Raw genomic sequence first — 19,450 nt, forward strand, 5'->3', positions numbered from 1 at the left:
TATAAATTTTTATCAAATACACAAACTGATACCAATCCTCCATTTTTGCCGACAGTCCGTAAATTGTATGTGTACGGAAATTTCAAACCAGCACAACTATCAGGAAGGTATAAAGGTTGAAAGAATTGCATTCTTTCAACCGCAAATTTGTGCTAGAACGCACAAATTCGCACATTGAGAAAGGAGCATGGTTCTAAATATGAGCGAACAGAAAAGTGAAGAACAAAAAAACCTTGAAAAAGATTATGAAGAATATGTGAAAATGATAACTCCCACACATAATCTGTACTTACAGATGTTAAAAGCTTTTATCACAGGCGGCATCATTTGTGTCATTGGCCAGCTTCTCTTAAATTTTGCAGGCAGTCAAATGGGAATGGATAAAGATACATCGGGCAGCTTCTGCTCCCTTATTTTAATCCTGCTCAGCGTTCTTTTCACCGGCTTTAACATTTATCCATCCATTGTAAAATTCGGCGGTGCCGGCGCATTAGTACCCATCACCGGATTTGCCAATTCCGTAGCTGCTCCTGCGGTGGAATTTAAGAAAGAAGGACAGGTGTTTGGAATTGGATGTAAAATTTTCACCATTGCCGGACCTGTAATTTTGTATGGTATCTTCACAAGCTGGGTACTGGGCCTGTTATACTGGATTGGACAAATCACCGGAATACTGGGATAAGGGGCACGCTTATGTGCCCCTTATTTGTTCATTTTGTAGACAGGATCTGCCGGATACCCGCCTTTTAATTTCTGCATTCCTCTCTGAACCGCATCTTTCGAATTTTTCCAGTCCGCATCCTGGTTTTTATAATCAAACTTCTCCACCAGCCAGCTTACATCCTCCCAAATCCGATCCATGTTCTTTTCCATAAGTTCGAACATTGCCGGGTAAAATTCCTTCTTTTCTTTCTCATTTAAACGGCTTTCCCCATATTCGCACAAATCCCCAAAATGATGCAGGCAAAAGCCCTTACCGCCAAGAATCCTCTTTTTAAAATCCTCGTCCTTTTTATACATATGAAAGAACGTGTCCATATACCGGTCATAAGTCTGCGCAAACTGATTACAAATATAGCAGGATTTTTCTTTTTCCCGCACCCACATGCCAATAGAATTTTCTCCTGCCTCACTTTTCTTAAGCTTACCCATAAAGGACGACTTGGAGGGCACGAATTTTTTGAACTGTTCCTTCATCTGCCTGTTGACTTCCATATAATGGGTTTTTAAAATCCAGCCGTTTCCAAGGGTATTGCCATAATCAAACATTTTCTTAAAATGCGCCCTGCAAAACCCTGCCTTGTCCGTAGCTTCCCTCACATCACTTTCCATATAAGAAGCTCCCGAGCCAAGTACAAAGTCCAGAAGATCCTGCTCCACCGCCCTTTCTATGTTGCAAAAAGGGCACTCATCCCCTGCATTCACCGCATCGTTTAGCGGTATCGTATAAAGCTTTTCCTTCATATCCCTTCCCCCATTCCTTCAAAAATGATGTAAATCCAACGTCTGTCCAACGTCCAGCTTACTGTAAAAAATCTCCGACCCCTGTGGCCTAAACTACAACCGCCATCAAACCGATTCCTGATAGCTGAGCTTTCTGAGCATGTCCAGATACTGTATCATTTCCTCATGATAAATTTCCGGTTGGAAGGAACCGTTCAGGAAATGCTCCGCCATCAGTCCATCCACCGTATACTCTATCACCTTCGTCAGTTTCCCCACATCCGTCTCCGGCTTAAATTTGGAAAGATCCGCCCTGCTCATAATCTCCGCATACCGTTCCGAGAGAACTCCTCTCTTATCCTCTGTCTCTATAAGGGCCTCACTGACATTTTCTTCCCGGCTCTTATTGATAAACTGCATCATGTAAGGATAATTTTTCATTACCTGAAGCTGAGATTGCTTAATCTGTTCAAGGAGCTTAAAATAATCGGTTTCCTCCTTCGACACACCTGTAAAAAGCTCCAGTTTCACATATTTGACACTATAATCGTAAATAAAAGAATACAGCCCTAACTTACTGATAAAATAATGAAAAAGCAGCCCCTTGCTGATGCCTGCTTCCTTTACTATGTCATCCGTGCTGGCATGACCGTAACCATGTATTGCAAACACCTTAAGAGCTGCGTTTACCATTCTGTCCTGCTTTTCCTTTTTTAAATCAAAAAATTTTTCATTCATAAGCTTCTCCATATGAAGGTATCTTTTCCACAGGCCCGCCTGTCCCCATGTTGTATACAAAACAGCACGGCAGTTCTGTTGACTTTACGAGTCGAAATTGAATATACAAAATATAACATATTTCCCGTTTTCCTTCAATCGTTTCAGAGAAACTAGTATGCGCTTTTTTTTCATCTACCATATCTTGTACAGCCTTTTACACCTTTTTTGGCTGTTTCCCAATTACTGTTTTTCTTACAGCCATGGCCCTCAAATCTTCTTTCTTATGACAACAAAATCTGCTGTAATGCACATAGCTATATACATAATCCAGTAACATGTAAATGTAAAAAATGAATTTCCCAGCATAGGAACCGGTGCAATCAATCCAAAATATCCGCCCAATAACCCATCTACAATATTAAAACAACAAGCCAGGGGAATAAAAGGCAAAATCCATACATTCCATAAAATGAAAAGATATTTTGCTTTTCCCTTATCTTTTGTGTCTAAAATTTGTCCTGTCAGAAACACCCCTGTTCCGCCAAACATAATCATAATCCCCACGCCTGCCGTGTAAGCCATACACCTTTCAATCCAAATCGTAATCGCTAAAACCAATCCTGTCGCATTTAAAATCGTTCCCGCTGTAGAAAACAGTTTTGCATCTAATTTAGGTTCTGCTTCTTTTACTTCTTTCATTTCTTCTGCAGCTTTTTCTACAGGTTCAGTCCCTTTCAGCAAATAATCAGTGGTAACTTCAAAATAATCACTTAGCAAAATAATCTTTTCAATATCCGGAATGCTCTGCTCACTCTCCCACTTGGAAACCGCCTGTCTGGAAACTCCTGCCATATCTGCCAATTGTTCCTGTGATACGCCCTTGGCTTTCCTTAAGTTATGTATTCTCTCTCCAATGCGCATGAACCAAAACCTCCTTATTTTTTCATTGGCTATCGCAATTCAGATAGTCTGAATTGTTAAAATTATCTATGTTATCTAAAATATTAGCAGAAACCTTGGTTGCATTGCCACCGCTTATCTGTTTCAATTTGTCAACTGGTAGTTGCATACCGATTTTTATTTCTGTTTTTCAGGCAGCTTTCCTATTACTTTCCATAAAATTTATAGTTTTTTTACACATATTCTCTTTTCATTTTTGCAGAATAGTATTAAGATATTATATTATGAAGACAACCGAAAGGAGTACCCTCATGTCCAAAAAATTTGGTAAATTTTTACTTTTCTCCGCCGTAGCCAGTGCTGCTGCTTACGGCACATACTACTACTTGCAGAAGAAAGAACAAGTTTCTTCCTCGTCTGCTGACGAGGATGTTGATGATGACTTTGACGATTTCAGCGAGGATCTTGATGAGGAGGTACCCCCTGTAAAGGAACGTACCTATGTATCCCTAAATCTGGACAAAGCAGAGGCCATCGCCCAGGAGGCTTTTCATAAGGCCAAAGAGGTTATTGTTGACTCTGTTCAGCAGGTTAAGGACACCGTAAAATCAGTAAAAGAAAATCAGGCAATGAGTGAGAGTAATTTCACAGACCTGACAGCATTAAATAAAGAACGTGTTGCTTCTGATGAAGCTGCTAACGAACAGCCTGTTTCACAGGAAGAAGCCAATGAGCAGTCTGTTTCAGAGGAAGATGCTTCAAAGCAAATTTTAGAGGAACAGCCCATGGTAAATCCTGGGGAGAGACTTGCGGAAGCAGTCGTAGATGCCATTCCTGATCCGGACTCCTCTATAGAAGATTCCAAGGTTCAGCCAACTGTTTCTACACAGGATCCAATGAAAGAATCTGTCATTAAGGAAACGGCCAATGGACAGGTGGAAGATTTTTTTGACGACACTCCCTAATAATATAGAAAGCCTAAACATTGCAATATAGGGTGTTTTTTGCCAAACCCATACACAGGCTATCCAAAATATAGGATGTAACATTTCGGTCAAACCGAATTTGTTACATCCTTCTCTTTTTGAAAACAGCAATGCCCGCCCCTTACTGAAAATACTTCATTTACAAGCAGTTTTTCGCTTCTTCATGGACTTTTCAGGTAAGGCGCCCAGGCCTTTTCCAGCAGCATAAGCCCCTGTCTCAATTCCTGCTCCTCCAATGCCCCATATCCTAAAAGGATTGTGTTTTCAAAGGAAGTATTTCTGATACTATCCTGCCCCATACATGCGTCCGCTATTCCATATAGCTTTATCCCTTCCCTGGCCGCCGCCGCAATCAGCTCCCTTTCCGGTATTTTACTTCGGCTTGTCAGCAAAATATGTAGACCCGCGTTCTCACCCGAAATCATAAATTCTTTCTCGAAGGGGGAAAGATGATTCAGTAAAAAATCATGCCTTCCTCTGTAAATCTTTCTCATTTTGTTCAGATACCGCTCAAAATATCCGTCTCTGATAAACTCATCTAAGATGCGCTGATCGATGCGGGATACTGTGGATGCATAAAACCCACAATTTTCTTTATATGTCTGCAAAAGCTTAGGCGGCAGCACCATATAACCCACACGAATCGCAGGTGCAATGGATTTTGAAAAGGTCCCCATATAAATCACCCTTCCATCTCTGTCCGAAGCCTGCAGGGATGGCACAGGCTTTCCCCTGTACCTAAATTCGCTGTCATAATCATCTTCTATCAAATATCTGTGCTTTTCTTCCTTGGCCCATTTCAGCAGTTCATGCCTTCTTCCTATGGGCATCACTACCCCCGTAGGATACTGATGGGAAGGCATTACATAAGCGACTCTCGCATTCGTTTCCCTTAATTTTTTTACGTCCATCCCACTGCTGTCCATGGGAACTGCTTTTATTTCATAGGCAAAAGACTGAAAAACCTTATAGGCACGCTTATAGGTTGGATTTTCCATGGCGATAGGCACATGCCGTCCTAAAATCTTTTCCAATAGCATAAAAAGATAATCTGTTCCGGCCCCCACAATAATCTGCTCCGGGCTGCAATTCACGCCTCTGGAAGAATGGAGGTATCTGCTGATGGTTTCCCGAAGCCGTAAATCGCCCTGGGCATCTCCTAAGGCAAACATCTCGCTGTTGGCATCTACCAGAATATTTTTGGTGATTTTTTTCCATGTGGCATAGGGAAAGTCCTTAAGGCTCACCGCATGAGGGGAAAAATCATACAAAAGATTATCTTCAACCGTCTTTTTATTCTCTATCCTTCCCTGCTCTGCTTTCCCTGTTTTGGCGCTCATATTTTCTTCCAATAAGGCGTTATCCGAAAAATGGAAAAGCTCCTCCACATGACTCACAAAATATCCTTTGTATGGGCAGGCTTCCACATACCCTTCCGCCACAAGCTGACCATAGGCAAAATCCACCGTGCTCCTGGCAACCTGCAGATATTCCGCCAAAGAACGGGTTGAAGGGAGCTTTTCACCTTCTAAAAGCTCCCCCCTTCTTATCTCATTCCTTATATATTCATAAATCTGCTGATAAAGACATTTATCCCCTCGATCTGTCAGCTGTATTGTCAAATCGTTCATACAATCCTCCATGCTGCCAACACCTGCCAATTTGGGCGTCAGCACAAATTTGACTGTGAAAAATTTATTTTTCACAGTAATTCCTCATTCCTGCCAACCCCCGTATCATGCCATTACTTCTTTTGTTCATTTTTTTCTTTCACTCTGGCTATTAATATTTGCTTAAGCTCTACGGCTTTATCCTTCATGCGGCTGCTTGTTGAGGGAGCTGTCAAAATGCCGGAAAGAATCCGGGAGGCGGTTTCATACTGCCCAAACCTCACGGCAAGCACCGCTGTTATATATTCTACCGTGGATTCATCCAGCCCTGCAAGCGGCCCTTCTGTCTGCCTTGCCGCAAGGAAACCGTCCAATGCATTTTTAAGAAATTCATTTTGTTCCGCCCGGATCTCTTTTAACTTCTGTTGACATTCCTGGTTTTCTGCCTCCGATGCCGCCTTTGCCTTCAGGGCATCTTCCATGCTCATCAAAAGCCATCCCGCTTTCAGACAGATATAGGCTTTTTCGCTGGCTTTGGCACGCCGCACAATGGCACATGCAAGGCTAAGCTTATACCGCCCAAGCGCTTCCTCATAGGTATATGTCAGCTTTTCATCTGTAGGCGAACTAAAAGACATAGAAATCGTATCTCTAATTGCCTTAATCTGTAACCCGGTAAGCCCGCCAAAATAGCGGCTGTGAACCGAATAGCCACAGCACGGGCAGCTGATTACTTCATATTTTAATGGCTCAATATTCTCATAGACAGGCCGCAGATAAATATCCGTACGCACCAGCTTTGCCCGGCCTGTCCGCACCGTCCTGGCCTTAATCTTCTGGTAACAAACAGGACACTCATAGGTCTTGTCAAAAAGATAATCCTCCTCCTGTATCATATGCGGAGCTTCTTTTATGTCTTTATCCTGGGCTGTCGTCTTCTTTTCATCTTCATATACATTCAGATTTTCCAACTCACTTAAGCCAAATTTTCCAAGGCCCTGCAGCAGTCCAAGCATTCCTCATCCTCCTAGTTTTTGGGCAGTACATAAGAGCTTTTTAGAGATACAATCCTGTTAAATACAAGGTTATCCTTTTTTGAATCCTTTGCGTCCACACAGAAATATCCCTGACGAACAAACTGGAAACTATCATAAGGCTTTGCATCCTTAAGCGCAGGCTCTAAACAGCAGTCCTTTCTTACGGTAAGAGAATTGAGATTTAAATTCAGACTTCCGTCCTCATTGTAAACGCCTTTTTCCTCATCAATAATATTTTCATAAAGCCTTACTTCCGCTTTAACAGCTTCCTTTGCCGGAACCCAGTGAATGGTTCCTTTTACTTTCCGTCCGGTAAAGCCACTGCCGCACTTTGTCTTTGGGTCATACGTGCAATGCACCTCAACTACCTTGCCGTTTTCGTCCTTCACACAGCCTGTACAGGTTACGAAATAGGCATTCATAAGCCGCACTTCATTTCCCGGGAAAAGTCGGAAATACTTTTTAGGAGGCTCCTCCATAAAGTCTTCCCTGTCAATATAAAGCTCCCTTCCAAATGGAACCTGCCTTGTGCCCATACTTTCATTTTCAAGATTATTGGCAACCGCAAGCATCTCGCATTTATCCTCGGGATAATTGTCAATAATCAGCTTAATGGGATCTAACACCGCCATCATGCGGGGACGCTTCAATTTCAGATCCTCCCTGATGCAGTACTCCAGCATTGCATAATCCGCAGAGGAATTACTCTTTGACACACCGCAAAGATCCACAAACATTTTAATAGATTCCGGTGTAAAGCCCCTTCTGCGCAGAGCCGCTATGGAAACAAGCCTGGGGTCATCCCAGCCGTCCACTATCCCCTCCTCTACCAGCTTCTTGATATATCTTTTTCCTGTCACCACATTGGTCAGATACATCTTTGCAAACTCAATCTGCCTGGGCGGAACCTCATACGCAAGTTCCCTTACCACCCAATCATACAAGGGCCTATGATCCTCAAACTCCAGCGTACAGATAGAATGAGTAATACCCTCTATCGCATCCTCTATGGGATGGGCAAAATCATACATAGGATAAATGCACCATTTATCTCCCGTATTGTGATGGCTCATATGGGCCACACGATAGATGACCGGATCACGCATGTTAATGTTGGGAGATGCCATATCAATCTTCGCCCGAAGCGTCTTCTCCCCATCCTTAAATTCACCATTTTTCATCTTTTCAAAAAGGGTCAAATTCTCCTCAACGCTCCTGTCACGGTTGGGATCATTTTTCCCTGGTTCCGTCAGCGTTCCCCGATATTCCCTCATTTCTTCTGCACTTAGATCTGACACATAAGCTTTCCCCTTCTGGATCAGCTTAACCGCTCCTTCATACATCTGATCAAAATAATCGGATGCGAAGAAAAGCCTGTCCTCCCAGTCAGCCCCAAGCCATTTGATATCTTCCAAAATAGATTCCACAAACTCTGTTTTTTCTTTGGTAGGATTGGTATCATCAAAACGCATATTAAACTGACCGTTATAAGCCTTCGCCAATCCATAGTTTAAAAGGATACTCTTGGCATGTCCGATATGGAGATACCCGTTAGGCTCCGGCGGAAATCTGGTATGCACATGATCATATACGCCCTCCGCCAGATCTTTATCAATCATCTGCTCTATAAAATTTCTGGAAACTACTGTTTTTTCTTCCTCGCTGCCGCTGCACGCTGCGGTTTTTGCACTGCCATTTACATTCATCGTTACCTGTTCCTTTTCACATTCATTCTTTACATTGCTATCATATTGACTCATTTTCATAATAAGTTCCCACTCCTGCTATCAACTCACAAATTTGGGCGTAAGCACAAATTTGTTACATAAGTAGATAGTAAATTTATCTCAAAAGCCATAACTTGTATATCATATCACATCACCTGTAGTTTATAAAGCATGTTTTATAAATAAAATATGTTATGGTATTCAAATGTTAAGTTGTCTTCTTCCTTGCATTCCTTTTCCTGCCTGTACAGTCCCGCAAAGTACTTAAAGAGGCAGGGCTCCCATCCATCCATTCTATTTCCTCATTATGCAAATCATACCAGCGTTTCTTCTGCGCATAATAAAGCTCTCTGTTTCCCTCTGCCTGCGCTGCCAGGCCAAGAAGACCGTTTACATCTCTTTCGTCCAGTGTGCCCGGCTCTTTTTCAAACAGACTGCGCATTTGGCTGTTTGCATATAAAATATCGCCCGTTTTTAAACTTCTCACACATAAGGCGGCTCCTAAATGCTCCAGTATTCTTTCCAATTTTGCTTCCAATAAATCATTGCGGGCACGTCCTGCCATACTATACTGAAGTATTTTAACAGCATCACTTAAAAATCTGATTTCCGAAAGCTCCCATACCCTATCTTTCTCTTTCACACCAAAGCAGGCATACATATTTCCCAAAGCACCCGTTTCTACCGGAATTAAAATAAGCGCTTTCAATCCAAGTGCCTGTATTGCTTCCTTTTCCTTTGCTCCCATCATGGATTTACAAGACAAAACAAGTGTTTTTTCTGTTCGTAAAAGCGAGAAATCCGGGCTGTCAACGGCTTCTTCCATTTCCCATGTTACCATCTTCGCACACCATTTGGATATCATTTCAATACAGTTGTTATTTCCAGGTGTACGGTAAAGCGCTGCAACGCTTAACTCTAAAAACTCTCCAATCATTTTTAAATATTTAAATAAGGTATTTTCTTTAAGCTCTCTGTCTTCTAGAATCACCTGCATCAGCTGGCTCAGCATCTGCTCGCGGATAAGCTTTTCTTCCATTTCCTTTTCCAGATGCCGGCTTCTTCTGTCTGCTGCCTGGGCATTGACCACAGAAAGCCTTTCCTTTAGCAGGGCATCAGTCATATCCCGCAGGGCGTCTATCGTTCTTGCCAGCTGTCTTTCACTGATTAGGCTGGTAAAGTCCTCAAGAGGAGCATTCTCATAATCCTCTAAATCCTCCTCATCAAAAAGCACTCCACACCCTACCCAGCTGATCACCGGTTTCCCTTCCACTCTAACTGTTGCTACAGCCAAACGCAGATTAGGGTAAGCCGTTGTCTCAATTGCCTGATCCTCCAATGTACTCTCCCCAATACGCGCCAGCATATTTTGAAGCTGCTCCCTGTCAATGAGTTCCTTTATTCTTGCAACTTCTTCCTCTTTTCCACTAAATTCCGTAAGAGGGAAACCATCTTTGTCCACACAATATAAAAAAACATTTACCATTTTATTAAAACAGCGTTGCAGGTTTTCTAATACGCCGCCATCTCTCAGACTTTGAATGAGTGGCGCCACATCCTGCATACCCCCAGCACGCTCTAGATTGACCACATGACTCACCCCCTTTTCAGTTGATTAAATGCAGTTTTCTCCCCGCAAAAAATAACGGGGAGAATTAACCTTTACTCATCCACACTATAGTTAGGTGCTTCCTTTGTGATATGAATGTCATGAGGGTGACTTTCCTTTAGGGAAGCCGCAGAAATCTTAATAAATCTTCCCTTTTCCTTTAATTCCTCTACTGTTTTTGTCCCGCAATAGCCCATACCGGAACGCAAACCTCCAATCAGCTGGAATACGGTATCCTCCACGGTTCCTTTGTAAGCCACACGTCCTTCCACACCTTCCGGCACCAGTTTCTTTGCATTCTCCTGGAAGTAACGGTCTTTACTTCCCTTTTCCATGGCTGCAATAGAACCCATACCTCTGTAAACTTTATATTTACGTCCCTGATATAGTTCAAAGGTACCGGGGCTTTCATCACAACCTGCAAAGATGCTTCCCATCATACAGACATTTCCGCCTGCCGCAATTGCCTTTGTCATATCCCCTGAATATTTGATTCCGCCATCTGCTATAATCGGAATACCATATTCTTTTGCAACTGAATATGCATCCATAATTGCGGTAATCTGGGGAACGCCAATACCTGCAACCACACGGGTTGTACAAATAGAACCAGGACCAATGCCCACTTTAACCGCATCCGCACCCGCATCAATTAGGTCCTTTGTGCCCTCACCAGTGGCAACATTACCTGCAATCACCTGCACATCCGGATATTTTTCTTTAATCATCCTAAGACAATGAAGTACATTTTCCGAATGGCCATGGGCGCTGTCAAGGACAATCACATCCACCTTAGCATCAACTAGTGCGCCCACTCTGTCTAACACATTTGCCGTTATTCCCACACCGGCGCCGCATAAGAGTCTGCCCTGGCTGTCCTTTGCCCCTAATGGATATTTAATTGTTTTTTCAATATCTTTAATGGTAATCAGTCCTACAAGATTGTAGTCATCGTCTACGATAGGAAGTTTTTCTTTTCTTGCTTTAGCAAGAACCTGTTTTGCTTCCTCAAGAGTAATCCCTGCCTTGGCGGTTATCAGTCCTTCCGAAGTCATGGATTCTTTGATTTTCTTTGTGAAGTCTGTTTCGAATTTTAAGTCTCTGTTTGTAATAATACCTACCAGCTTGCGCCCCTGTGTAATCGGCACACCGGAAATTCTGAATTTTGCCATAAGTACATCTGCATCTGCAAGCGTGTGCTCAGGAGACAAAGAGAATGGATCTGTAATAACACCGTTCTCAGATCGTTTCACCTTGTCTACCTCTTCCGCCTGCGCCTCAATGGACATGTTCTTATGAATAATACCAATTCCGCCCTGCCTGGCCATGGCAATTGCCATCCTGTGTTCCGTAACTGTGTCCATCCCTGCACTCATCATGGGAATATGGAGCTTAATTTTTTTGGTTAACCAGGTTGACAAATCCACTTCATTGGGAATCACCTTCGAATAAGAGGGCACCAAAAGCACATCATCAAAAGTAATTCCTTCGCCAATTATCTGACCCATTTTCTCTCCTCCTGTAATTTATTATGAAATTTTAAAAAATAAGCTGGCTCGCGAAGCGCGTCAGCATTTTATTGTTACCGACTTAAAAAATTGCCTGCATTGTCACTTATGTGACAAACGCTGTGGCAAAATACCACAGCATCAACACTTTCTCCCTTTACACGGAAACTTTTTAACTTAATCCTTAAACACCTTTCTTGGCGCCACGAACTGTATTGCCTTAACCATCTCCTCATTGGGTTCAAATATCACTTTTTTTGAACCCTCGTAAAAAAACACATATCTTTTATCCGGCTGCTTTTCTTCCCCGGAGCTGTAATCTATCACTTTATCATTCCTGTTTTTATAATTATCCAGATGCCATGATTTAATGGGCGCTAATATTTCTATCTTGCCCACATCAAAAACCGCAACTCTTTTACGCCGTGTTTTTGCCATGACCTTATCCACCGTGATTTCCTTGTCCACATAAAGATATTCATATTCCAGATCCGCATTTAAATAAAGGAAATATGCTCCCACACCGATTGCCGCACCGATAATTAACGCCGGCAAAAAGACGAATCCTACTATCACGAAGCAAACCGCCAGAACCATTGAAAGGATTTTCAAAAATACCATATACATCGGGGTTTTCTTTTTTACAAGGCATTCCACATAAGTCTCGTTCATATTGTATCACTTTTCCTCCGCTGATTTTATATTTATCTTATGATAGTATATTTTATTGAAACTTTCAATGCTATTTTTCAGATTCTGTATGCGTTCGGTAACGATTCAGCTAGGTCTGTGCATTTACTGCACAAACCGTGAGAATATGATTAGGGAGTGCGTTCGATCATGTCATATTTTCACACATTGACCAAAGAACGCTTGGAAAAAACAAATCATTTACGGATTGGCCGGACTCTTACAATTTAATAAAAATTTTACGCCTCATGAATTGACACATTTCTACCAGGCGGCTATGATATTAGATATGCAAATTTATCTTAATTGTAATTACAATTTATTGTAGTTTAAACCGGAGGAAAAAGCAATGGCCCAAAAAGAAAAAAAGCCCCGCACCTACCAAGGTGTCCGTGATGAAATCAGAGAGCAGCACATGAAAACGAAAGATATGTCCTTCAAAGAGAGACTTGCCTACTTCTGGTACTATTACAAAATTCATACATTGGCTGCCATCTGCGCTGTCATTGCCATCATTACGCTCATTCATGATGTTTCCACTTCAAAAGATTATATCTTTTATGGGCTGATGCTCAACTCCTATCAACTACCATCTGATGAACTTTCCACGGCTTTTGCCGAATATGCGGATTTGGATTTGGAAACTTATGACTGCTTTATTGACACCTCCACCTCTCTCTCATTGCGTTCCATGGGGCAGTATGATGCGGTAACCGTTCAAAAAATAATTGCTACCATCCAGACAGGAGACCTTGATGCTGTGGTATATGATTCAGAAATTTTCAATAACTATTCTAATCATGAAATGTTTCTGGATTTACGCACCGTTTTTACAGAGGAAGAACTGTCCCAATATGATGATTATCTTTACTACATAGATTACGGTGAGGTACTGAAATTGCAGGAAGCCGAAGCTGATGATGGGCTTGAAGCACCTTCCGCTCAGCAGCTATCCAACGAAGAATTGGACAAGGTTTTACTGGAAGAAACCCAAATGCACCGTCATCCTGAAAATATGGAAACTCCCATCCCTGTGGGTGTCATTTTAGAAGATTCCCCGTTTGTCAAAAAAACCGGGGCCTATCCGCAGAAAGTCCCCGTTTTTGGTATCATTTACACCTCCCATAGAACCGATATCAGCAAAAAATATCTCGAATTTCTCTGGGATGAAACAATTGATTTTGCTCAAATTGCCCTTGCAGGCCAGACTTATTAAAGCTGGGCAACCACAAATATATCATAAATTGATTTGATGGCTGTCTCAAAATCATCATTGGCAACACCGATAATAATATTTAACTCGCTTGATCCCTGGTCTATCATTTTTACATTCACGTTCACGTGGGCCAGGGCGGAAAAGATGCGTCCTGCCGTTCCCCTTGTGGATTTCATACCACGCCCCACCACGGCAATCAGCGCAAGATCCGCTTCTATATCTATACTATCGGGATCCGCTAACCTGTGAACGGCAGATACCACCTTCTGTTCTTTATCTATAAATTCATCCTGATGTACAAACACGGTCATAGTATCTATGCCAGAGGGCACATGCTCAAAGGAAATTCCATTGTCTTCAAAAGCCTGAAGCACTTTTCTGCCAAACCCGATTTCCGAATTCATCATAGCTTTTTCTATATTAACAGCGCAGAATCCCTTTTTCCCTGCAATACCGGTAATAACATATTTCGATTTCTGGCAGGTGCTCTCTACAATCCAGGTGCCATTATCCTCAGGCTGGTTGGTATTGCGGATGTTGATGGGAATCCCCTCTCTCCTTACCGGAAAGATTGCATCCTCATGAAGCACGCTGGCGCCCATGTAGGACAACTCTCTGAGCTCTCTGTAGGTGATGGTATCGATTCCTTCGGGATTCTCAATGATTCTCGGGTCAGCAATCAAAAATCCTGACACATCTGTCCAGTTCTCATATACATCCGCCTTCACGGCTCTGGCCACAATAGATCCTGTGATATCCGAACCGCCTCTCGAAAATGTTTTAACCCTGCCGTCCGCATATGCCCCGTAAAACCCCGGTATAACAGCACGCTCAATGCCTGCAAGACGTTCTCCTAAAATCTGATTGGTTGCCTCAGAGTCAAACTCTCCGTTTTCTTTAAACCGAATCACCTCGGCGGCATCCACGAACTCAAATTCCAGATAAGCTGCCATAATGATACCATTCAAATACTCGCCTCTGGAAGCCGCATAATTCTCCCCTGCGTTTTCTTTTAAATTTTTTTCAATTATATCAAATTCCTTTTTCAGAGAAAGCTTTAAGAAAAGTCCGTCAATGATTTCCTGATAACGCTCTTTTATGCACGTAAGCTTCTTTGTAAAATCCTCACCTGCCTGTGCTAATTGACAGCATTCATAGAGCATATCCGTAACCTTTGTATCCTCTGGAAATCTTTTTCCTGGCGCAGATGGTATCACATAGCGCCTTTCCGTATCTTTATGAATAATTTCTCCCGCCTTTTTAAACTGCTCCGCACTGGCAAGAGAACTTCCGCCAAATTTTACAACTTTTTTCATACTAATCCTCCATACTTCCAACAGCTCGCAAATTTGGGCGTAAACACAAATCTCCCCATTATTGCCAGCAGCCCGCAATTTGGGCGCAGGCACAAGTCCTGATGAAGAATGCCCACATATTTATCTCTCCAACAGCTTATTTATTATTGTATGCCCCTGTGAAACAAAATTCCCACTTTCACCGGCTTCTTTTTCATTATAATTATGGCTTTCTTTTTTTGGTGAGGCGCTATCATACAAAAGGTAGGGAACACTGTCTGATGTATGAGTCCGCACTCTAATCGGCGTAGGATGATCCGGCATTACCAACAGCCGATAATTTGTTCCCTCTGCGTCAAGCGATTTCACTAACGGCCCTATCACTCTCTTATCCAAATATTCGATGGCCTGTACCTTCTTTTCCACGCTGCCTTGGTGCCCCATTTCATCCGGTGCCTCCACATGGATATATGCAAAATCATATCCATTTTGCAGTGCATTCAAAGCCGCCTGTACCTTGCCTTCATAGTTGGTATGCAGTCCGCCGTTAGCACCCTCCACCTGGGCCACTCCCATTCCTGCCCCTACGGCGATTCCCTTTAGGAGGTCAACTGCTGAAACCATCATTCCTTTTAGGCCATTCTTTTCCTCAAAGGAAGAAAGGGCCGGTCTTGTGCCGGCTCCCCAGAACCAGCAGCAGTTGGCAGGGTTAAGGCCATTTTTCTTTCTTTCTATATTAATGGGATGATTTACCAGAATCTCATGGCTTCTTTTCATCATATAAAGAAGCTGTTCATCATGGGGAAGATATTCTCCAATCACCTGGCCTAACACATCGTGAGGCTGGGACAAATCTATCACCTGGCCTTTATTCCAAATCAGGCAATGTCTGTAACTGGTTCCCACGTAAAACTGATAGGTCTCATTTTGAAGCTCCGCCTTCACCGCCTTAAGTAAAACCGCACAATCCTCCGTGCTGATTTCCCCTGAGCTGTGGTCTATAATGGTTCTTTCTTCAAAAGGAACATTCTCCTCCGAAATCGTCACAATATTACACCGAATGGCCACATCCGTATCTTTCATAGGAACGCCGATGCTGAGGGCTTCCAGCGGTGAGCGGCCTGAATAATAAAGCTTCGGGTCATAGCCCAGCACCGAAAGATTGGCCGTATCTGATCCCGGCTTCATTCCCTCCGGAATGGTATGCACAAGCCCGATTTCCGATAGTTTACTTAATCTGTCCATGGCAGGTGTATCTGCATAAGCAAGAGGCGTCATTCCTGAAAGCGCCTCAATGGGTTCGTCTGCCATCCCGTCCCCAAGCACGATGATATATTTTTTCTCTGACATATTTCCCTTCATTTCCGCCCGGCCGCCTGCCGTGCCACTCTATATTAACATTGCTTTTATTCATTCATCCGAATGCGGTTTATCATTCCGGCCTCCTTGGCCTTTCTGTCAAATTCTTCCTCTGTCATCTTCTCTGTCACAAAAGCAAATTCTCCTGGTACATCCGCCTCTATCACACTTGCGCGCTCAAAAGCCTGCAATGCCTTTTTCTCATTTTCTAATGCCACCCGCACAAAAAACCTGTGGCTTGTTCGTTCGATTCCGGTAAGCTCCACATCCTGCGCATCCCAGAAACACATAATAACCTTTCCAATATGTCTTGCACAGTCCACCACATCAGATACCACCGCGCTTGCCGTGGGCAGCTTTCCGGCTCCCCTGCCATAATACATAGAGTCACCCAGCATATTTCCGTGAACGCAGACAGCGTTAAACACATCATTGACCATATATAAAGGATGGGACTTGCTAACCAGGAAGGGCGCTACCATGGCATAAAACTGTCCTTCTTCTTCCCTGCTCATTGCCAGCAGCTTAATGGTTTTACCCATTGCATGGGCATAAACAAAATCAGTGGATGTAATTTTCGTGATGCCTTCTGTATAAATATCCTGATATTTCACATTTTTCCCACACATAAGCGAAGAAAGAATGGCTATTTTGCGGCAGGCGTCATACCCTTCCACATCCGCCTCAGGATTCCGTTCCGCATATCCCTTCTCCTGAGCATCCTTAAGCACTTCTGCAAAATCAACCCCTTCCTTTTCCATACGGGAAAGAATATAATTGGTAGTTCCATTTAAAATTCCCGTAATGGCATCTATCTTTTCGGCTGTTAAAGAATAATTTAAAGGCCTGATAATTGGAATACCACCGCCCACACTGGCTTCAAACAGGTAATTACACTGATTTTCATGGGCAATCTTGATAAGCTCCGGCCCATGAGCCGCCACCAGCTCCTTATTGGAGGTACACACACTTTTCCCAAGCATAAGCGCCCTTTTCGTAAAGTCATAAGCGGGCTTTAACCCTCCCATGGTTTCGCAGATGATTTTTACCTCAGGATCATTTAAAATCTGTTCCACGTCATGGACTATCTTGCTTTCATAGGCATCGCCCGGAAAATCCCTTAAATCCAATATATATTTAATATTAACCGCCTCGCCGGCTCCGCATTTCTTATTGATTTCTTCCTTATTTTTTTCAATTACCTCCACGACACCGCTTCCCACCGTACCGTATCCCATTACCGCTACCTGAATCATTTTATCCCTCCGTTCTTACCCATAGTCCACATTTTCAGGCCAGGCACAAATTTGGACACAAACACAAATTTGTCACCATCAAAACTTTGCTTTTTCAATTTTTTGACTCCGCCAATATCTTTACATTCATAACACCCTGCTGTCTCCTTAAGTTTTCCAGCATCTCAGAAACATTTCCCGTTGTGGGCAGCACCTGCACACTTAAGCTTAAGGAGGCCACTCCATTAATCGGAATGCTTTGATGTATCGTCAAAATATTAGCCCCAAACTCTGCAATAATCTTGAGCACATCCGACAAGAGCCCCGGTTCATCCTCCATCTGAAAGGTCAGTGTAATGGTGGTTCCCTGTAAATGCTCATGGAACTGGAATATATCATCCTTATATTTATAAAAGGAGCTGCGGCTGATGCCTACCTGGTCTGCTGCCTCATTAACCGTATGCACCTTACCTGTCTCTAAGAGCCGCTTGGCTTCCACTACCTTCAAAAGAACCTCCGGTACCGCCCGCTCTTTCATCACAAAATATCTGGTTCCCATAGTCCACACCTATACTTCTCGCACCATTCTCTCTATCACGGACACTTGTGTGCCAACGAGGGATATTGTATCATAAACCTGATTGCATGGCAAGTATTTTTAGACTCAATTTGCTTTTTCCTTCTCCATCCTTTTAAATAATCTTCCAAGCACTATAACTGCTGCCGCTGCCAGCACCACTTCCGCCGAAAACTGTGTATAAGCAAGCCCATACAAAGGAAACAGTGCGTTTAAAATATAAATAGCCGGAATTTCTAACAAAATCTTCCTCATAATTGCAAAAATAAGGGCTTCCTTCCCCATTCCCACAGCCTGGAAAACGCCAACTGCCAAAAAGTCCATGCACAAAAACGGCAGTCCAATACAAAAGCCACGCAAAAACCGGCTTCCATACGCCACAATTACTTCGTTATCCATAAACATGGTAATAAGCGGGCCGGCGCCTACATAATAGCCTGCCACTACCACAACAATAAACCCTAAGCACACCTTCGCCGTGAACAAAATAGTTTCCTTCATCCGTCTGTGATTTCCACTGGAATAGTTGTAACTGACAAGCGGCATAATCCCTTGGGATAATCCCATTGCAATGTTCATGGGAACCATATTAATCTTCTGTGTAATTCCCATAGCTGCCACCGCATCCGCACCAAAGCCGGCCGTAAAATTGTTCAAAATAGTCATTCCGGTCACATTTAAAAGATTCTGGATGGAGGCAGGTATTCCCACGCCGCATATTCCCAACACAATTTCCTTTCGCAGGCAAAATTTCTGGGGCAGAATACAGACAAATGTTTTTTTCCTCCGGACAAAAACCAGCACCAAAAAGTAAAGGAACGCCACACAGTTAGAGAGAAAAGTCGCCAGCCCTGCGCCTGCCGCTCCCATATTCAGTCCCCAGGGAAGAATAAAAATCGGGTCTAATATCATATTTAAAAGGCACCCGCTCATAGTGCCAATACTGGCATGAAGCGATGAGCCTTCCGACCGCACCATATAAGCCATCACGACATTTAAGATAGCCGGTACCGCCCCGAAATTTACTGTCCATTTCATATAATCCGCCGTAGCTGCAAGCGTATCCACATCCGCTCCCAGCAGTTTTAAAAGGGGCATTTTAAAAATCGTACATGCCAGTGAAAAGAGCAGACCGCAAAACAGAGCGCAGTAAAATCCGAAAGCCGAGCTCCTGTACACAGTCTCATAATCCTTCCTGCCCAGCGCCCGGCTCATCATACTTGACGAGCCTACCCCAAACAGATTATTCACCGCATTGAATGCCAACAGCACCGGAGCCGCCAGCGTCACCGCCGCATTTTGTATAGGGTCATTGATCATCCCCACAAAATAAGTATCCGCCAGATTATAAATCACCATCACCAGCGAGCTTATAATGGTCGGCACCGCCAGCTTTGCCACCGCTCTTGGAATTGGAATATTTTCAAATAAAGCTGTTTTACTTTCCTCCTGCATATATTTTCCCTTCCTTCACAAAAATTCTTCTACATATACCTGATATCTTATCCTGAAATATTTTAAGCGTTAACCTTTAAAAA

The 19,450-nt window shown here is 43.1% G+C and carries 17 protein-coding genes; 3 read left to right on the forward strand and 14 right to left on the reverse strand.

Annotated features, from left to right (window positions below):
• Positions 1-199 precede the first annotated feature (199 nt).
• Positions 200-682: a SpoVA/SpoVAEb family sporulation membrane protein gene (locus D5281_RS07240; RefSeq protein WP_277935229.1), complete on the forward strand. Its 483-nt coding sequence runs from the start codon at positions 200-202 to the stop codon at positions 680-682.
• Between the two features lie 20 nt (positions 683-702).
• Here the strand turns inward: D5281_RS07240 and D5281_RS07245 are convergent, their stop codons facing one another.
• The 3 genes from D5281_RS07245 to D5281_RS07255 all read right to left on the reverse strand — a co-directional run bounded on the left by D5281_RS07245 (position 703) and on the right by D5281_RS07255 (position 3,084).
• The gene (locus D5281_RS07245) at positions 703-1,464 is read right to left on the reverse strand and encodes a DUF6062 family protein (RefSeq protein WP_160559503.1); all 762 of its coding nucleotides are present in this window, start codon (positions 1,462-1,464) and stop codon (positions 703-705) included.
• Between the two features lie 105 nt (positions 1,465-1,569).
• Positions 1,570-2,181, reverse strand: coding sequence for a TetR/AcrR family transcriptional regulator (locus D5281_RS07250; RefSeq protein ID WP_160559504.1), 612 nt, complete (start codon positions 2,179-2,181; stop codon positions 1,570-1,572).
• A gap of 249 nt (positions 2,182-2,430) precedes the next feature.
• Entirely contained in the window at positions 2,431-3,084 is a 654-nt protein-coding gene (locus tag D5281_RS07255; RefSeq protein WP_160559505.1) for a helix-turn-helix domain-containing protein, read from the reverse strand.
• A 290-nt stretch (positions 3,085-3,374) separates the two neighbouring features.
• Here D5281_RS07255 and D5281_RS07260 point away from each other — a divergent pair, with 290 nt between their 5' ends.
• Positions 3,375-4,028, forward strand: coding sequence for a hypothetical protein (locus tag D5281_RS07260; RefSeq protein ID WP_160559506.1), 654 nt, complete (start codon positions 3,375-3,377; stop codon positions 4,026-4,028).
• A gap of 182 nt (positions 4,029-4,210) precedes the next feature.
• Here the strand turns inward: D5281_RS07260 and pdxR are convergent, their stop codons facing one another.
• The 6 genes from pdxR to D5281_RS07290 all read right to left on the reverse strand — a co-directional run bounded on the left by pdxR (position 4,211) and on the right by D5281_RS07290 (position 12,212).
• The gene (pdxR, locus tag D5281_RS07265; protein ID WP_160559579.1) at positions 4,211-5,680 is read right to left on the reverse strand and encodes a MocR-like pyridoxine biosynthesis transcription factor PdxR; all 1,470 of its coding nucleotides are present in this window, start codon (positions 5,678-5,680) and stop codon (positions 4,211-4,213) included.
• Between the two features lie 113 nt (positions 5,681-5,793).
• Complete coding sequence (locus tag D5281_RS07270) at positions 5,794-6,675, reverse strand: DUF2225 domain-containing protein (protein WP_160559507.1); 882 nt, start codon at positions 6,673-6,675, stop codon at positions 5,794-5,796.
• An 11-nt stretch (positions 6,676-6,686) separates the two neighbouring features.
• Positions 6,687-8,402, reverse strand: a complete 1,716-nt coding sequence (locus D5281_RS07275; protein WP_160559580.1) for a glutamine--tRNA ligase/YqeY domain fusion protein — start codon at positions 8,400-8,402, stop codon at positions 6,687-6,689.
• A gap of 229 nt (positions 8,403-8,631) precedes the next feature.
• Positions 8,632-10,014 (reverse strand): hypothetical protein, encoded by a 1,383-nt coding sequence (locus D5281_RS07280; protein ID WP_160559508.1) that lies wholly within the window; start codon positions 10,012-10,014, stop codon positions 8,632-8,634.
• A 71-nt stretch (positions 10,015-10,085) separates the two neighbouring features.
• Positions 10,086-11,540, reverse strand: coding sequence for an IMP dehydrogenase (gene guaB, locus D5281_RS07285; protein WP_160559509.1), 1,455 nt, complete (start codon positions 11,538-11,540; stop codon positions 10,086-10,088).
• A gap of 177 nt (positions 11,541-11,717) precedes the next feature.
• The gene (locus tag D5281_RS07290; RefSeq protein ID WP_160559510.1) at positions 11,718-12,212 is read right to left on the reverse strand and encodes a DUF6106 family protein; all 495 of its coding nucleotides are present in this window, start codon (positions 12,210-12,212) and stop codon (positions 11,718-11,720) included.
• 367 nt (positions 12,213-12,579) lie between these two features.
• Here D5281_RS07290 and D5281_RS07295 point away from each other — a divergent pair, with 367 nt between their 5' ends.
• Entirely contained in the window at positions 12,580-13,446 is an 867-nt protein-coding gene (locus D5281_RS07295) for a hypothetical protein (RefSeq protein ID WP_160559511.1), read from the forward strand.
• On the opposite strand, the gene D5281_RS07300 is transcribed toward D5281_RS07295, so the two are convergent.
• From D5281_RS07300 to D5281_RS07320, 5 genes are all read right to left on the reverse strand, one after another.
• Complete coding sequence (locus D5281_RS07300; protein ID WP_160559512.1) at positions 13,443-14,762, reverse strand: aspartate kinase; 1,320 nt, start codon at positions 14,760-14,762, stop codon at positions 13,443-13,445. The two genes, D5281_RS07295 and D5281_RS07300, sit on opposite strands and share 4 nt — an antisense overlap.
• A 120-nt stretch (positions 14,763-14,882) precedes the next feature.
• Positions 14,883-16,091, reverse strand: a complete 1,209-nt coding sequence (locus tag D5281_RS07305) for a cofactor-independent phosphoglycerate mutase (protein WP_160559513.1) — start codon at positions 16,089-16,091, stop codon at positions 14,883-14,885.
• A 56-nt stretch (positions 16,092-16,147) separates the two neighbouring features.
• Positions 16,148-17,356: a homoserine dehydrogenase gene (locus D5281_RS07310; RefSeq protein ID WP_160559514.1), complete on the reverse strand. Its 1,209-nt coding sequence runs from the start codon at positions 17,354-17,356 to the stop codon at positions 16,148-16,150.
• Between the two features lie 94 nt (positions 17,357-17,450).
• On the reverse strand, positions 17,451-17,894 hold the full coding sequence (locus D5281_RS07315; RefSeq protein ID WP_160559515.1) for an ACT domain-containing protein: 444 nt from the start codon (positions 17,892-17,894) through the stop codon (positions 17,451-17,453).
• 105 nt (positions 17,895-17,999) lie between these two features.
• Positions 18,000-19,367, reverse strand: a complete 1,368-nt coding sequence (locus tag D5281_RS07320) for an MATE family efflux transporter (RefSeq protein ID WP_160559516.1) — start codon at positions 19,365-19,367, stop codon at positions 18,000-18,002.
• Positions 19,368-19,450 lie beyond the last annotated feature (83 nt).

It is taken from the genome of Parablautia muri, assembly GCF_009917485.1.
Taxonomy (GTDB): domain Bacteria; phylum Bacillota; class Clostridia; order Lachnospirales; family Lachnospiraceae; genus Suilimivivens; species Suilimivivens muri.

Bases quoted from the DNA above. Each gene is read 5' to 3' on its own strand.
- D5281_RS07240 (WP_277935229.1), top strand. From the start codon at position 200: ATGAGCGAACAGAAAAGTGAAGAACAAAAAAACCTTGAAAAAGATTAT.
- D5281_RS07245 (WP_160559503.1), bottom strand. From the start codon at position 1,464: ATGAAGGAAAAGCTTTATACGATACCGCTAAACGATGCGGTGAATGCA.
- D5281_RS07250 (WP_160559504.1), bottom strand. From the start codon at position 2,181: ATGAATGAAAAATTTTTTGATTTAAAAAAGGAAAAGCAGGACAGAATG.
- D5281_RS07255 (WP_160559505.1), bottom strand. From the start codon at position 3,084: ATGCGCATTGGAGAGAGAATACATAACTTAAGGAAAGCCAAGGGCGTA.
- D5281_RS07260 (WP_160559506.1), top strand. From the start codon at position 3,375: ATGTCCAAAAAATTTGGTAAATTTTTACTTTTCTCCGCCGTAGCCAGT.
- pdxR (WP_160559579.1), bottom strand. From the start codon at position 5,680: ATGAACGATTTGACAATACAGCTGACAGATCGAGGGGATAAATGTCTT.
- D5281_RS07270 (WP_160559507.1), bottom strand. From the start codon at position 6,675: ATGCTTGGACTGCTGCAGGGCCTTGGAAAATTTGGCTTAAGTGAGTTG.
- D5281_RS07275 (WP_160559580.1), bottom strand. From the start codon at position 8,402: ATGAATGTAAATGGCAGTGCAAAAACCGCAGCGTGCAGCGGCAGCGAG.
- guaB (WP_160559509.1), bottom strand. From the start codon at position 11,540: ATGGGTCAGATAATTGGCGAAGGAATTACTTTTGATGATGTGCTTTTG.
- D5281_RS07290 (WP_160559510.1), bottom strand. From the start codon at position 12,212: ATGAACGAGACTTATGTGGAATGCCTTGTAAAAAAGAAAACCCCGATG.
- D5281_RS07295 (WP_160559511.1), top strand. From the start codon at position 12,580: ATGGCCCAAAAAGAAAAAAAGCCCCGCACCTACCAAGGTGTCCGTGAT.
- D5281_RS07300 (WP_160559512.1), bottom strand. From the start codon at position 14,762: ATGAAAAAAGTTGTAAAATTTGGCGGAAGTTCTCTTGCCAGTGCGGAG.
- D5281_RS07305 (WP_160559513.1), bottom strand. From the start codon at position 16,091: ATGTCAGAGAAAAAATATATCATCGTGCTTGGGGACGGGATGGCAGAC.
- D5281_RS07310 (WP_160559514.1), bottom strand. From the start codon at position 17,356: ATGATTCAGGTAGCGGTAATGGGATACGGTACGGTGGGAAGCGGTGTC.
- D5281_RS07315 (WP_160559515.1), bottom strand. From the start codon at position 17,894: ATGGGAACCAGATATTTTGTGATGAAAGAGCGGGCGGTACCGGAGGTT.
- D5281_RS07320 (WP_160559516.1), bottom strand. From the start codon at position 19,367: ATGCAGGAGGAAAGTAAAACAGCTTTATTTGAAAATATTCCAATTCCA.